The following is a 14,868-nucleotide window of genomic DNA, read 5'->3' as shown; positions in this document are numbered from 1 at the left end:
CAATCTTCCGCTTTCCTACCGAGACGCGGATGGCTCCCACAGCAAGTGCGGGCCCTGGAGCCAGGCGCTCAAGCCTGCGCGCGGCGCGGCAGCCAGCGCCAGAATACCCCGGCCGCCACCAAGCCCAACGTGCCGACACCGAACGATGCGCCGCCGAGCGACACCAGGGCGGTCAGCATCGACAGCGCCACGGGTCCGCCGCTTGCGCCCAAGTCGGCCATGAAACGCCAGATGCCGAGGAACTGCGTGCGCGCGCCCGCCGGCGCGGCATCGGCGCCCAGCGTCATCACGATGCCCGATCCGATGCCGTTGCCGAAACCCAGCAGCGCCGATACCAGGATGAAGCTCGCCACCCCGCTGGTCAGCGGGATCGCCATCAGGCTCAGCCCCATCAGCAAGGTGCAAGGCAATGCCACCCACAAGCGGCCGCGCTGGTCCATCACCTTGCCTGCGGGATAAAACACCGACATGTCGACTGCGGCGACCAGCCCATAGATGAGCGAGGTGGTGGCGGCGTCGAGACCCAGATGATCTGCCCACAGGGGTATCACCACCTGGCGCGACGCGCGCAGCGCGCTGATCAGCATCACGCCCACGCCTAGCGTGGCGTACACGCCGCGATGGTCGCGCGCGACCTCGCCCATGCGCGCGCGCGGCGCTCCCGCGCCCGCTCCACCCGAGGGCTCGATGTCGGGCGCCTTGATGGCGATGAGTCCCGCGCCGAGCATGGCGCAAACGGCAATCCAATAGGCGCCGTCGAGCCCCAGGAAATGAATCAGCGCCGCGCCCGCGAACGGGCCGAAGAAGGTGCCGATCCGTGTCGTGCCGCCAAGCGTGGACAAGGCGCGCGCCCTGTACGCCAGCGGCACGACCTCGATCATGTAGCTCTGGCGCGCCAGCTGAAACACAGACTGCGCGCACCCCTGCATCAGCATGGCCAGCGCCAGCACCCAGAGATTGGGCACGCAGATCACGAGCAGCAGGCCGACCACGCTCAACACCGCCGCGCCGGCCATGGCGCGCTTCTCGCCGAAGCGATGGGTGATCAGCGCGGACGGGATATTGGAAAGCAGCGAGCCGACCCCGATGAGGGCGGCGATCAGTCCGGCGGTGGCTATCGACGCCCCCTGATCGCGCGCGGTGAGCGCGATCACGGGAAGGATGGCGCCATTGCTGATGCCGTAGAGCAGCGACGGGCCGAACGCCGGCACGGCGATCTGCTTCAGATTGAACGAATCGGGTTGCGACATGGCGGGAGACTGGGAGATCGGCCGCCTGTCCGCCGCCTTGCCGCAGGGCACGGGACCGGTCCGGCGGCCATCGGCGTGGGATGCCGAAAGTGTAGCTGGAGCCTCCCACGCCCGCCTGTCGGCCAGCTGACAGCTGCCGCATCCCCCGTCCGCTGTTCAGCGTCCGGCAGACACCGGCTTTCGCTTCCCGGCGAAGACCGCCGCATCGCTTGACAATCCTTGACTGTTGAACCCTGGCGATACATTGCAACACACTGTAATCTTTTTCCACACCAATTGTGTCGGCCGAGCATGCGCTCGACTGGGTGCTGTTCCATGTATTCGCCTGTCCATGCCCGCAACCCTCCTTGAATGGTCCGTACCCGCGGCGATCCTGATCTGCGCCATCGGACTCTGCGCCGCCCGCTACATTGGCTTCAATACGCTCCGGTGGGGCTGCGCCCTGGCATGCCTGGGCACGGGCTACGCCATCATGCTGGTGCAGGCCAGCGAGCTTTCTCCATATAAACAGGTCGTCGAGGATGCCTTCATTCTGGGCGGCGTCATCCTGGCCTGTCGCGCTCTCCAAAGCCGCCGCAGCAGCCAGATCCCCCCCTACTTCGATGTCGCGGTGCTGCTCGCCTCGACGGCGATGGTAGTCGCCTCGGTAGTGCTTTTTGCCAGCGCAAAACTGGAGTCGTTCTTCGTGCAGGCCTGTTGCGCGCTCGTGACCTGGCGCGCCACGCTGTCCTTCGCCAGGCAGGCCGTGACCACGTCGGACAGAGTGCTCACCGCCGCGTTCCTCTTCATCGCGCTTGTGTTGACGGGCCAGTGCATCCTGTACGTTGCCGCCCCGATACCGCCGCTCGCAATGGGCGAATGGAGAACGTCGGTCTGGGGCATCCTGATCCAATACACCGGGCTACTCGGAAGCATAGTCCTGACCTTCGCGGTCTTCATCGCGACGAGCTACGACGCCATAGAGAAGTACCGTCGCCATGCCCATACCGACGCCTTGACGGGCCTGCTGAACCGCCAGGGACTCGATAGCCTGCTTGCCTCCGGGCGCCTGTTCTCGGATGCGGCGGCGCCGGCCGCGCTGATCATGGCCGACATCGACAACTTCAAGCGCATCAACGATGTCTTCGGCCACGCGTTTGGCGACATGGTGCTTGCCCGATTCGGCGCCCTGCTCAAGCCACAAGCAGACGCCCGCATCCATGCGGCCCGGCTGGGAGGAGAAGAATTCCTGCTGCTGCTGCCTGAGGCAAGTCTGGAAAGCGCCACCGCAATCGCCGAAGAGATCCGTGCCGATTTCGTGACGCAGCGCTGGGCGCCGCAGGTTCCAGATTCCCGCTTCACTGCCAGCATGGGGGTGACCCTCGTACAGGCAGGAGAGTCTTTCGCCAGCGCGTTGAAGCGGACAGACGACCTGCTTTACGAGGCGAAGCGACAAGGACGGAACTGCACGGTTGCGGGCGTGGCGCCGGCCGACGCCAGGCATGGCCGCCGCGCGCCTGGCGACAACGCAAGCACTCAGGAGTCTTGCGCACAGGCATGAAGCCGCTGGCGCTCATAGCGTCATGACCGGCTCGTCTTCGATCCGAAAGAACAAGGCGCTCGGCCCCATGATGCCCGTCCCGTCCAGATACTCGAAGGCGACGCGCTGGCCCGGCGCGGCCGCCTGCCCGAAATGCTCGACCCGGTACATCGCGCCCCCGATGCGATAGTTGTGGACCAGCGTGGAAACGTTCGAGTTGGATGCGCGCACGCGATAGGTCACGATTTCCTCGACCACTCCGCGCACCCCGTGCTTGTAGCGGGCGCGCTTCAGCCTAGGGCTGCGCATGCCCAGCACGAGTCCCGTGAGAACGAAAAATGCTGCCAGCAGGATCAACGGCCCCAGGAACAGGCTGCCGACCAGCGGCGCCAGCGCCACCGCGTAGAAGAACTTGCGCAGGCTCAGTTCTTCCTTGCGCACGGCCTCGCGGTCGGCATCGCTGACTTCCTCGACCGAATTCCAGGCCTGCGCGCTCATCGGGTACTCGGCCCGCAACAGCACGGGTGGCGCGTCGGGGTCCAGCGTCAGCAGATGCAGGCGCACGGGTAGATCCGTCAGCGCCGCGGCCGTCACAGGCCGGAAGCCTTCTCGAGTGTCCCTGGCGATCTCGTTCCAAAACGGCAGGGCCACGTCCACGCGCTGTTCGCCAAAGACGTAGCGGATGCCGGGACTCCCGGCCGGACCGAAACCGGTCAGGTGTCCGGACACGATCTGCTTGGGTACCCGCCCCTTCAACACCCGATTGAAGCGGCGCCAGGCTTGCGGCAGGCGCAGCAACCTGCGCCCAAGAAAGACCGCGAAGGCGGCCATCGCCACCGTGCACACCAGCATCACCACGCCGTCGGCGCTGCGGCGCAGGCTGCGATCGAATGCGAACAGGATGACGAACAGGACAACGCCGCTAGTCAGCAGCAGGAACATCAGCCCCGCGAACACCGCCGTCAGCGACCTGCCCCGGCGGCCACGGCGCAGCAGCAGGATGTCCTCATCGGCCAGGGGTTCTTCCGTGACTTGCAGCATTGCGCTCATGCTAGCCCGGCAGCTTGCCCTGCTTGCGCGCCGCGCGTTCGGCCAGCCGCTGCGCCATATCCTGCTGGCGCTGCATCAGGTCGGCGATCTGCCCGGCGTAGAGGTCGGTAAGGTCGCCAGCCAGCGGCTCAACATCAGTCAGGTCATCGATCGCCACAACCGTCCCCGCCTGATCCACGCCCCAGATCCGGCTGCCGTCGCCCACGATCTTCAGCACGGGCAGGATGCCGGGCAAACCGGCCTCGGCGAGCTGGCGCTGCTGCACCGAGATGCTGGCCCATTCGGGCAACTCCGGCGCATCGACGCCCAGCAGCACCAGGCCGCGCCAGAAAGTCCAGGCGGGGCCGACTTCGAACTCCTTCGCCTGCGGCCAGACTTCCTCGCGCGCCATCACGCACAGGCCATTGGTACGCTGGCAGAAGGCCGCAAACGCCGCCGGCAGCGGGAAGCCTGCAGCGGCCTCCAGACCGGCAATCGCCTCCGCGTCGGGCGCGGGCGCGGCCACAACCTCGAAATATTCGGTGTCCACGGGATCCAGGATTTCCCACATGCGTTGATGAAACTGTTCGGCGGTCATGGTCATGCGAGCATCCTGAAGCTAAGAGAAGTCCTGGTTCGCCGCAAAGGCGGGAACCTTGAGAGCGCACCACTATATCTTTGATTGCGGCAGCAAGCGCTTCCACGGCCTGCGCGCACGCCTCGGCCTGCTTGGCCGCCATGACCGTTCAGCCTTGCCGGCCGAACAGCATCGTCAATCCGAACAGCGCTCCCAGCCCGCCAACGATAGCCAGCGACATCGACGGCTCGCGCAAGCTCAGCGCCATGACCGCCGCGCCCGCCCCCAGTACGATAATCAGCAAGCCCACCAGGCGCCCTGCCGTGGAACCATAGAAATGTGTGCGGCGCGCCGCCTGCGTACCGGCGGGCTGGCGCTTTTGCCACGCCGCCAAGGCCTGCTCGAACTCGCGCAACAGACGTTCGCGCCTGGGCAGGTCCACTGCGCTGACCAGCAATGTCGGCAGACCGGGACGAACCAGCTTGAGATAATCGTCAGTGCCCCAGCGGGACAATTGAGCGAAGGCGACGGGAGAGCGGCGCGAAAACTCCAGCCCTTCGGACGTCACCTTGACGGTATTGCGTGTGGGAAAGCCCTTGAACGCCACCAGAGGCGGCAAAAGCAACCCCAGCACCGCCAGCGCGGCCGCCAGAGCAATCGGCCCACGGTTGAACACCACCAGCATGAAGCTGCCCACTGCCAAGGCGAAGGCCAAGGGCACCGACAACTGATGCCATCGGGTATAGACCGAGGCCTGGATCCCTTCGTTGCTGGTCATGTTTGAGGTAATTGCATGTCGACTTCTCCGGGAATGACGCACGTGTCACCATCAGAGTGTAATCATGCGCCTGAGGTCAAGATTCGCAGAACCAGTCCGTAGGCCGGTCGTCGGCCGCAAAGCGCACGGCCGGCCAATAGCCATCCATGAACCAGGTCGCGTCGCGCGGCGCCAGGTGCAGCACGTAGCCCGCATCGGCTGCGACGATCAGGTCCGATGGCGTGAAGTGTTCCAGGAACGTCGTGGGGGGATCTTCGGGGTCGCCGCTGTCGCGTCCCGCCTGCCAGAGAAAATGCAACGCTGCATCGCGGCGCCTGGCCAGCGCTTGAGCGATCGAGCGGGCCCGCGCCAGCAGCGGCGCCGCCGCCAGCGGATCGGCTGCTAGCAGCACCACGCGCAGCCGGCCGCCGTCGGCGGTCGCGCAGTCCAGCCAAGTCTCCTGAGCCGGCAGGTTGTCGTGGATGTAGGGCTGCATGGGGAAGACCGGCTATCGACGCTGCCGCGCCTCGGCGCGACGCCGGCCGAAGTGCATGATCGCCATGCCCGAGATCGCAAGCGCGGCGCCGATGAACAGATTCGCGGGCGTGGCTTCGCCCAGCCAGAGGCTGGAGAACAGCACGCCGAAGACGGGCACCAGCGTGATGTAGCCCGAGGCCGCGCCGGCGCCCAGCGCCTTCACGCCTTCGAAATACCAGGCGTAGGCGATCGCTGTCGCCCCGAACGCCAGGGCCAGCAGGCTGCCCCAGGCGCTGGCAGGGGCCTGTCCCAATTTCGCCCAGGCGGGAGTGCCTTCCACGATCAGGCTGGTGAGCAGCAGCATCAGCGCGCCGATCACGGTGGCCACCGTGGTGGTGGTCAGGGCGTCCACGCCCTTGAGCACCAGCCGGCCGATCAGGGTGTAGGCCACCCAGCAGGCCACGCAACCGAGCAGCAGCAGTTCGCCGATGCCGACGCCAGAGCCGGCCGCGGCTTGCGAAACCCCGCCGCCGATGGCGATGTACGCACCGATGGCCGACAGGATCATGCCGGCCAGGATGGCGGGGTTGAGGTGTTCGCGGAACAGGATCGCCGCCAGCAACAGCGTCGCGCCGGGGTTCAGCGTCACCACGATCGCGGCCTTGCCGGCCGGCACCAGCTGCAGGCTCAACATGAAGAAGCTGGAGTAGCCGAAGACGCCCGCCAGCGCGGCGGCGGCCAGGCCGAGCCATTGATTGCGCGTCAGAGACTTCAGGCCCCGCAACGCCGAGGCGCGATGCATCCACAGAACCAACACCACACTGGCAAACAGGAACCGCAGGCTGGCCGCGGCCAATGGCGCCATGGCCTGGGCGACGACCTTGCCCCAGGACCACGACGCGCCCCAGAGCGCGGCCATGCCGACCAGGCGCAGGTGCGTGGCCATCAATGTATTTTTCATCTGTGCTTCGAAGGTGAGGCGTGGTGGTCGCGCGAGGCGACGGCAAAAACGCAAGGCGTCGAGGTTGTCCTTCCGTGACGGCCGTCAGTGCGCATGCGGGATTTTAGCTGGCAGCGGCATTGCAATATGACTCCTTCGCACCGTCAAAGGCCCCTCAGGAAATCGACGAGCGCCTTGTTGACCGCCTCGGGGGCTTCCTGTTGCAACCAATGCCCCGCGCCGGGAATGACTTCAGTGGCGCGCAGTTGGGGAACGAGGGCCGGCATGGCGGCGATGATCTGATCCATGCCGGGAAGCGCCAGGCCAGTATCCCTTTCCCCTGCCAGATAGAGCGCAGGCACATCCACCGTCTTTCCCTCCAAGGCCCCCTGCAGCGCCCAATTGCGGTCCAGATTCCGGTAGTAGTTGAGGCCGCCACGAAAGCCGCTGGTGGTATAGCTTTGGACAAAGGTAGCCAGATCCGACGGAGTGAGCCAGGCCGGCAACGTCTGAGGGACAGGCAGCGAATCGAGCAGGCCCCGGCCAGCAGCTACCATGCCAAACGGATTGGGCGTGCCGGGGTCGTCACGCGGCCCGGCGTCGCCCGATGCCGCGAAGTAGACGGCGCGCAGGGTTGCGCTGATGTCACGCTCGAATTCCGCTTCAGCAATTCCCGGCTCGTTGAAGTAATGCGTGTAAAACGCGGCGGACTCGTTCTTGGGGAAGAGGCGGCTGGGCGCAACCGGCGCTCTGCGCATCATGGGAACGCCCAGGGCGACGACGGCCCGAAAGCGGTCCGGACGCAATTGGGCTGCCTGCCATGCAATGCTGGCACCCCAATCGCCCCCCACGATCACCGCTTCGTCGGCTCCCTCGCTTTCAATAAGCGCGACCAGGTCGCCTATGACATCCAGCGTCGTGAACGCCGCCACATCCGTCGGACTGTCGCTGGCGCCATAACCGCGCAAATCCGGGGCCACGGCGCGGAATCCCGCCCGGGCTAGGGCGGGAAGCTGGTGGCGCCAGGCATAAGCGGTCTCGGGGAAACCGTGGCACAGCACGACGAGGGGGCCTACGCCCTGGGCCGTGACATTGAGCGTGATGCCGTTGACGGTCACATCGCGTGTTTCAAGGTCGATCATCGGGGAAGCTCACAGGAAGTATCCAGTGCAGCTATAATATCGTAACACTTGTAGTTACGGTAATTCGATCCCATGGCCAATGACACCCGCCTTGCCCGTCTGCTGCACGTCTTGATCCACATGCATTTGCGCGGCGGCACCACCACTTCTGGAACGCTGGCCCAGATGCTGCATACGAATGAGGTGGTGGTGCGCCGATCCATGGCGGCGCTGCGCTCCGCCGGCATGGTGACCTCCACGGGCGGGCGCAAGGGCGGCTGGGTACTGGCCAGGGGACTGGAAACCATCACCGCGCGCGATGTCCATGAAGCCATCGCCCATGGCACGGTCTTTGCCATCGCACCAGCCGACGACAATCCTGCTTGCCCCGTCGAACGGGCCGCGAACCAATTGGTGGCGGATTCCCTGCGCGACGGCGAACATGCCTTGCTGCAACGCCTGGGCGCGGTATCGCTTGCCGAGCTAGCCGCGGGGATTGCGGCGCGCGAGGAAGGATGACGCCGTCGCGTTGAATGAGCTACGCAGGCGGCGCTTTTATCGTTGTTCTATCTACTGTTCCTTCAGCCCCAACGACTTCATCAACGGGGCGAACAATTTCTTTTCGTCCTGCACACGCGAGGCATAGTCGGCCACGCTCAGCGGTAGCGCCTCGGCGCCCGCATCCAGAAAGCGCGCCTGGATCTCCGGCCGCGCAAGCACCTTGTTGATTTCGGCGTTCATGCGATCGACCACGTCATCGCGGGTGCCAGCGGCGGCATACACGCCGAACAGGCTGTCAGCGAAAACACCGTCGATGCCGACCTCGGAAAAGGTTCGTATGTCGGGCGCCACGGCGGCGCGTTGCCGGCTTGCCACCGCCAGTACCTTCAGTTTGCCCGCTTGCACCATGGGAAAGACCGTGGCGGGTCCAAACGCGAAGTCGATCTGGCCTGCTGCCAGGTCTTGTATCGCCGGCGCCACGCCGCGATACGGCGCATGGGTGGCCTGCATGCCAGTGGCCTGCTTGAGCAGCTCGCCGGCCAGATGCGGCGTCGTGCCGTTTCCGGCCGAACCGTAATTGAGAGGAGCGGGCTGCTTGCGCGCGTATGCCACGAACTCTTCGAGCGTATTGACGCCAAGCGAGGACCGGACAAACAGGAACAACTGGCTATTGGCCAGCAAGGCCACCGGCCGCAGGTCCCGCTGCGGATCGAACGGCATGCTGGCGAACATCAGCGGGTTGACCGATTCGGTCGTCGATGGATTGAGCAGGAAGGTATGGTTGTCCCCACCGTTGCGCACAACCTCGGCTCCCGCCACGTTGCCGCCCGCACCGCCCCGATTCTCCACGATGACGGTCTGCTTCAAGGCCTCGGCCAAGTGCGGCTGCACTGTGCGCGCCAGCACGTCGACCAGCCCTCCGGGCGCCAGCCCCACCACCAGGCGCACGGGCTTGACGGGCCAGGCCTGAGACGGCGTTTGCGCATGGCTGCCGGTCGCCCAGCCAGTCAGCGCCAGCATCATCATGGCCAGACAACGTCTACGCAACAGCATGCGATTCTCCTTATGGGGGGTCACCCCGCGATTCCGCTCACGGTGCGTCACATGCCGCACCACGGAGAACCGCCTCGATGCCTCATGCGGCGGCGGTCCGTCTCTGCCGCTCATTCTTCACAAAAGTTTAGGCTTAAAGAATCCCGGATAACCCTAATTCTCCGGCGGCAAGGGCGGCGTCTCGGAACAACTTCAATCCGGAAAAAAAAAACGGGATGGCTCCAATTCGAGCCTCCCGTTCTTACTACAAGGTTTGCCGCCTAGCGTATTGGCAGCACTGGTCGCGCCCCGCTCCAATCCCTCTCTTACTACGCCACCTCCCACAACGCCGCTGTCAGCCCCAGCAACAACAGCACCGCCGACGCGATGAACCATCGCACGGTTTTCCGGTATTCATCCTCGGCTTCATCCTCCAAACGCAAGGAGCGGTAGAGAGCAATGATCTGCAGCAGGCTGGCGAGGAACAAGGACACGCCCGGCAGCACGGACAACACGCTCCAATCGCCTGGCGCGTCGAAGCCCCAGTAGCGCAGGAAACCCAGCGAAAAGCCCAGCAATACCGTGATGGCCGTAATCAATCCAGCCCGATAGCCCTGGGGCAGGTCGCGTGGCCTATGGCTGCGGGTCCGCACCAAGTCGTCGTCTGGCGTTTCCGGTGTCGTCATGGAGATACTCCGCACTGAGTACGCTACGGCCCACCCGCTACCGGTCTATGTGGGAGCCAAAACTGAACTCCTGCCGTCACTCGGGGCCAGGGCTGAATTGATTATGGCTGATATCGCAGCGCACCGGGGCGGCCGAAGTCGGCAAGTCTCGGCGTTCAACATGAGTGGAAATGACACCATATTTTGCTCCGACTCAGTTGTGCATCTTCGATTTTCCCAACAGTAGAAACACCAATACTGCTGTCGCTGCCGCAGCAGCCGCCAGGACAAGGAGCTGGAACCGAAAGGCGCTCTCATACACCTGCAGCAAAGAAATCTGTTCCACCATTGGTAGGTGGGCCATGGCGTTTTGCAGATCGCTCATCGCTAGCCGATTCGAAGCCTGCACCAACTCGCTCGTTTTCATGTGACCTGACGCGCCATCCTCCACCGCAGCTGCCAAGCCCGATAGAATCCGAGCAGACAGGATGGCCCCGACCGCTGCGATAGCGATGCCGTCCCCAGCCAGACGAATGGCGTTGAAGATCCCCGCCGCCATGCCGGCCCGCTCTTTGGGTACCACGCTGACCGCCAGACCGTCCATCAGGCCCCATGGCAAACCGATACCCGCGCCGATCAGCAGCATCGCGCCCAAGCGGTTGCTTTGGACATCGCCAGCGATACCGTAACCCAACCAGGACAGACCGGCCGCAGCGATGACAAGGCCAATGCTTGACAACACTCCAACGTTGATCCAGCGCGCCAGTTGGCCTGCGATGAAAGGAACCACCAGTAATGGCGCAGACAACGCAATCATCATCTGCCCCGCCGCCAACGCGCTGTAGCCTTCCATCCCGATGAATCGGGCGGGCAAGATGATGAGCAGCACGATATACGCATAGGCCGGCGCAACCGCCAACACCTGCACTCCTACAAAGCGCGCGTTAGCGAATAGGGAGAGGTCGAGCATAGGCTTGGCTTGCCGCAGTTCAATGAAGACGAAGACCATCAACAGTCCGACGGCACTCGCCAAAGAAGTCAGTACCGACGTGTGGCCCCAGCCCTTCTCGGGGGCAAGGATGAGGCCATAGGTGAGCACAGCGAGCCCGATAGTGAAGGTGATAGCTCCGGGCCAATCCAACCCTGTGGCTTCGGGATCACGTGTTTCACGTGCGAATAGCGAGATCAGGACGGCAGCAAGCAATGCAACCCATGCCGGCAGTAGAAACACCCAATGCCAACCCACGGTATCGATCAAGAGTCCGGCTAGGAACGGACCAAATGCAGCTCCCGCACCAAAGGTCGTCCCGATCAAACTGAAAACACGAGTGCGCCCGTGGCCGTCGAACTCCTGTGTCAAGGCGGCCATTGCGCCCGCGAACGCGGCAGCTGCCCCCAGCCCCTGGATCAACCTCAAAATGTCGATCCACAGAACGGATGGCATGAAAGGAATTGCAGCCGTTACCAGCGCGAACAGCACCATGCCAGCCAACCAAAGCCGCTTGCGCCCATAGGTGTCCGCCAGACTCCCCGCAGCTAGAGTCGCGCTGCCGTAGGTAAGGATGTAGGCGTTGATAATCCAAGTAAGTTCAGCGGCGCTCCCCCCAAGAGCCTGATTGATTGAGGGCACAACCACAGCGGGGCCGGCGATGCTCAACGGGATGACCGCTGCCGTCAGGCAGCCAGTCAAGATTAGTGGCGCTTTGCAGGCTGTCGAGCCTGCAGCTGAAGTGATGGCTGTCATCGGGTATCCAGGTAATAGGCTAAAGCCACGCAGAATCCTCACGCCGCCGCTGGCTAAGGCGTGGACGGAGTTCTGCTGTGGCACTCCCAATTAATGCTACATAGGAATCAATCAGACAAAAATACGGGTAAATTCATCGCTGACATGACTAATTTGTCACTTATTGGAGGCGAAATGGATAGCCTGAGCGGTATGACAATTTTTGTTCTGGTCGCTGAGGTGCGTAGCTTCGCGACTGCCGGGCGCCAGTTGGGCATCTCCGCGTCGGCAATCAGCAAAGGGGTAGCCCGGCTCGAGGAAAAGCTCGGCGTGCGCCTGTTTCAGCGCAGTACCCGCAGCGTCAGCTTGACACCAGAAGGCACACTGTTCCTTGACCGCTGTCGACGGATCCTGGCTGAAATCGCCGCGGCGGAGAATGAATTGGCCAGCACAACCGCCAGTCCCAAAGGCCGCCTGCGGGTGAGCCTGCCATTGGTCAGCGGTCTGATGCTGCCGGCGCTATCGGCCTTTGCACATCGCTACCCCCAGATTGAGCTGGACCTGGACTTCAGCGACCGGCTAGTGGATGTCATAGCCGAAGGCTTCGATGCCGTGGTGCGTACGGGCGAACTCAGCGACTCCCGTTTGTTGAGCAAGCGCCTGGGCAGCAGCCGCTTCGTGTATGTCGGCGCGCCTGGTTACTTCGCACAACGAGGTACGCCGCTGCATCCGGAAGAACTGACGCAACACGCCTGCCTGATGCACCGATTTCCGACTACCGGCACGCTGGAGAAATGGCCATTGATCCACCCCCCATCGGAAACGGCGATTCGTCTGACGACCAGCATGACCAGCAACCACGTCGAGACGCTACTGCATATGGCGGTGCAGGGCCACGGCATTGCCTGCCTGCCGGACTTTGCCGTTCAACCGGCATTGGAAAGTGGCGCGCTTCAGAGTGTGCTGGAACGGTGGGCGGGTAGTTCCAGCACGTTTTGGGTCCTATGGCCGTCCAATCGGCAGCTATCCCCCCGGGTCCGGGCATTTGTGGATTTCATGGCCGAGAATCTATTTCCCGATGTTGGAGATTAGTCAAGTTGAAAACTAATTCATTTTAAATCATTGACTTAAAACCAATCGGTCCATTCAATTTGCAATCGACGATTCACTCAACTTACGTATCTTCCCAAGAAAATTCACCTAAGTTGAACACCGCGATCTCCCAGTTTCGAGTTATTCCTGGCGTACCTCCAAAAGCCACGCGGCCACCTAATCCGATGGCTATACCGTACACGCTGGGAGCCTCGCCCACCATTCCAGCTACTGCCCAACGCAGCAAGCGGTGGTTTTATCGCCGAAAGACCGCGTCATATTCATAATTCGCTCTAGTTGAATGCTTTGTTGAAGAATAGATAGGCGGCGTTGGGCGCCAGTGAATTTCGCGTGAACACGGAGAACTGTGCCTTGAACTTGACGCTGCATTTGCAGTCCGGCATGTTGTACGCGATGACCGGCCCGACCGCCGCGCTGGCGAAGCGGTTACCCGACACACGTTGCCCGTTCAGCCTGTCGTCGGCGATTTGGCGCGCGTAGTACCCCGCTACGCCCAACTGCCATCGACCGATGACCTCACTGATCGCCATGTCCACATCCACCACCATCCCGTTCTGGTAGCCGGTCGCAGAATTCTTGCGGGCAATGTCCAGGAAATAGCTCATGCTGAACTCGGTACCGTCGCCCAAGAAGTTCGGCCCGGTCAGATAGGTGAATGCACCGTTCGGGATGTAATAGAGCGTATTGCGCCCCGTCGTGTACAAATCTTTCGCGTTGTACTTCCCCGTGGGCAACACCATCGAGTATCCCAGCTTCATCGTCAAGCCGCGCGACCGTCCTCCCTCGACGGAGCCCAGGTGCTTGCTCCACATGAGCACGTCGGTATAGATGTCGTTCATGCCCTTGAAGTTCTGGTGCTTGCCGTTGACGGTGATACTGCCCCAGCCGTAGCCGGTCGAGATCGAGCTGCCCAGCGTGCCGCCGAAAAACTTGTGCGGATAGACATAGAGAAGGCCGAATTGTGCGATTCCGCCCGGCAGCCTTCCGGAAGTCGTGGAACTCTGCCCGGCGTTGTCATAGAACTTTTCCCCCAACGCGCCCACGGCAATGGCCGAACCATATAAGCCCGGATACGGCGGCAAGTAGGCGCTCTGTATGTCGGTGCCCCCGACCGGACCACCATAGGTCACACCTTGCGCCGCCAGCGCGTTGCCCGCACAGGCCCAGAGCAGGATGCCGATGAAAACGAAATGCCTCATGATTTGTCTCCCTTATATGTCTTTTGTGTGTGACTGCTGCTTAAATGGTGCGGGCCCGCACGGCCTGCCGGCCCACGCCGATGCACAGACGGACGGTCTGATATCAATCCAGGGGCGCGCGGGCGTGCGTCGTTGATGGCACCGCGTCCTTCGCCAGCGCAAAACGCGCGGGGCCGAATGCCAAGGCCAGGCGCCGCATGAAATCCTCGAAGCCGAACCAGGCCCGGTTGCCCGAGGTGAACGGATGCACGACCAGCACCCAGGGGTCGTCGGGAGGCGTCGTCTCGTGGGCCAGCGCGGACCGATACAACTGCTCATAGGCTGCCGTCGCGTCCAGCGTGCCGAAAATGCCGCCGAATCGTGGATGGATGACCGCGCCGTCGATCAGCGCAGGATCGGTAGGCAGCACCGCCACCCGCGTCGGCATCGTCGTCGCGTCGGTCCCGCCAGGCAGCGCCAGCGACACATAGCGGATGCCGTGCGTCGCCAGCACCTCGTCCGTCCAGGGATTGATGGCCAGCCCCGGCGGCCGGAAACCCACCGGCGCCAGCCCTGTCAACCCGCGGATGCTCGATACGGCGAGCTGGATCAGGCGGTCTTCTTCTTCGCGCGAGGCGATGCCCGTCCACATTTCATGTTTCCAGCCGTGCATGGCAATCTCATGCCCCGCCGCATGCCAGGCCAGCAACTCATCCGGATACCGCAGGGCTGCATAGCCCTCGGCGAAGTAGGTGCAGCGGATCTGTAATTCATCCAACAGCTGGAGGATGCGCGGATGGCCCAACTCCAGGCCGATTTGGTTGTAGGCCGCCCATTCGGCGGCGGGAATGCTGGCGGGGCAAGGCCAGGGCAGCGCGTCGCCGGCCGCGCTACCGAAGTTGTCAAACGTGATGCATAGCATGATCGGAAGTCCTGGTTGGAAGGTGCGGGCGCCACCATCAAGACGGTGGTGCCGGATGTGACGC

General features: G+C 63.4%; 15 protein-coding genes. 3 read left to right on the top strand and 12 right to left on the bottom strand.

Going from position 1 to position 14,868, the window contains the following annotated elements; all coding sequences use genetic code 11:
- Window positions 1-68: 68 nt before the first annotated feature.
- Complete coding sequence (locus tag BRO63_RS26780; RefSeq protein WP_088142683.1) at window positions 69-1,250, bottom strand: MFS transporter; 1,182 nt, start codon at window positions 1,248-1,250, stop codon at window positions 69-71.
- Window positions 1,251-1,581: 331 nt separating this feature from the next.
- On the opposite strand from BRO63_RS26780, the gene BRO63_RS26775 reads away from it, so the two are divergent.
- Window positions 1,582-2,790 (top strand): GGDEF domain-containing protein, encoded by a 1,209-nt coding sequence (locus BRO63_RS26775; RefSeq protein ID WP_088142682.1) that lies wholly within the window; start codon window positions 1,582-1,584, stop codon window positions 2,788-2,790.
- Window positions 2,791-2,802: 12 nt separating this feature from the next.
- Here the strand turns inward: BRO63_RS26775 and BRO63_RS26770 are convergent, their stop codons facing one another.
- The 6 genes from BRO63_RS26770 to BRO63_RS26745 form a co-directional block, all read right to left on the bottom strand.
- Entirely contained in the window at window positions 2,803-3,810 is a 1,008-nt protein-coding gene (locus BRO63_RS26770) for a hypothetical protein (RefSeq protein WP_256943411.1), read from the bottom strand.
- Between the two features lie 10 nt (window positions 3,811-3,820).
- Complete coding sequence (locus tag BRO63_RS26765) at window positions 3,821-4,402, bottom strand: SMI1/KNR4 family protein (protein WP_088142680.1); 582 nt, start codon at window positions 4,400-4,402, stop codon at window positions 3,821-3,823.
- A 142-nt stretch (window positions 4,403-4,544) separates the two neighbouring features.
- Window positions 4,545-5,153, bottom strand: coding sequence for a hypothetical protein (locus BRO63_RS26760; protein ID WP_088142679.1), 609 nt, complete (start codon window positions 5,151-5,153; stop codon window positions 4,545-4,547).
- 76 nt (window positions 5,154-5,229) lie between these two features.
- Window positions 5,230-5,628, bottom strand: coding sequence for a hypothetical protein (locus BRO63_RS26755; RefSeq protein WP_088142678.1), 399 nt, complete (start codon window positions 5,626-5,628; stop codon window positions 5,230-5,232).
- 12 nt (window positions 5,629-5,640) lie between these two features.
- Complete coding sequence (locus tag BRO63_RS26750) at window positions 5,641-6,570, bottom strand: DMT family transporter (protein WP_256943410.1); 930 nt, start codon at window positions 6,568-6,570, stop codon at window positions 5,641-5,643.
- A 143-nt stretch (window positions 6,571-6,713) separates the two neighbouring features.
- Window positions 6,714-7,691, bottom strand: coding sequence for an alpha/beta fold hydrolase (locus tag BRO63_RS26745; protein ID WP_088142676.1), 978 nt, complete (start codon window positions 7,689-7,691; stop codon window positions 6,714-6,716).
- 72 nt (window positions 7,692-7,763) lie between these two features.
- On the opposite strand from BRO63_RS26745, the gene BRO63_RS26740 reads away from it, so the two are divergent.
- A complete protein-coding gene (locus tag BRO63_RS26740; RefSeq protein WP_088142675.1) occupies window positions 7,764-8,189 on the top strand; it encodes an RrF2 family transcriptional regulator in 426 nt (141 codons plus the stop codon).
- A gap of 51 nt (window positions 8,190-8,240) precedes the next feature.
- On the opposite strand, the gene BRO63_RS26735 is transcribed toward BRO63_RS26740, so the two are convergent.
- The 3 genes from BRO63_RS26735 to BRO63_RS26725 form a co-directional block, all read right to left on the bottom strand.
- Window positions 8,241-9,224, bottom strand: coding sequence for a Bug family tripartite tricarboxylate transporter substrate binding protein (locus BRO63_RS26735; protein WP_088142674.1), 984 nt, complete (start codon window positions 9,222-9,224; stop codon window positions 8,241-8,243).
- A 308-nt stretch (window positions 9,225-9,532) separates the two neighbouring features.
- Window positions 9,533-9,889 carry a hypothetical protein gene (locus BRO63_RS26730; protein WP_088142673.1) on the bottom strand — a complete coding sequence of 119 codons (357 nt, stop codon included), beginning with the start codon at window positions 9,887-9,889 and terminating at the stop codon, window positions 9,533-9,535.
- 193 nt (window positions 9,890-10,082) lie between these two features.
- On the bottom strand, window positions 10,083-11,612 hold the full coding sequence (locus BRO63_RS26725) for an MFS transporter (RefSeq protein ID WP_088142672.1): 1,530 nt from the start codon (window positions 11,610-11,612) through the stop codon (window positions 10,083-10,085).
- 174 nt (window positions 11,613-11,786) lie between these two features.
- On the opposite strand from BRO63_RS26725, the gene BRO63_RS26720 reads away from it, so the two are divergent.
- Window positions 11,787-12,683, top strand: a complete 897-nt coding sequence (locus tag BRO63_RS26720) for a LysR family transcriptional regulator (protein WP_088142671.1) — start codon at window positions 11,787-11,789, stop codon at window positions 12,681-12,683.
- A gap of 293 nt (window positions 12,684-12,976) precedes the next feature.
- Here the strand turns inward: BRO63_RS26720 and BRO63_RS26715 are convergent, their stop codons facing one another.
- Window positions 12,977-13,903: a SphA family protein gene (locus BRO63_RS26715; protein WP_088142670.1), complete on the bottom strand. Its 927-nt coding sequence runs from the start codon at window positions 13,901-13,903 to the stop codon at window positions 12,977-12,979.
- Between the two features lie 103 nt (window positions 13,904-14,006).
- Entirely contained in the window at window positions 14,007-14,804 is a 798-nt protein-coding gene (locus tag BRO63_RS26710) for a polysaccharide deacetylase family protein (protein WP_088142669.1), read from the bottom strand.
- Window positions 14,805-14,868: the final 64 nt, after the last annotated feature.

The sequence above is a fragment of the Achromobacter xylosoxidans genome (assembly GCF_002192695.1).
Taxonomy (GTDB): domain Bacteria; phylum Pseudomonadota; class Gammaproteobacteria; order Burkholderiales; family Burkholderiaceae_B; genus Achromobacter; species Achromobacter xylosoxidans_C.
Note: the sequence above shows the minus strand (reverse complement) of the source record. Positions and strands in the feature narration are given on the sequence as shown.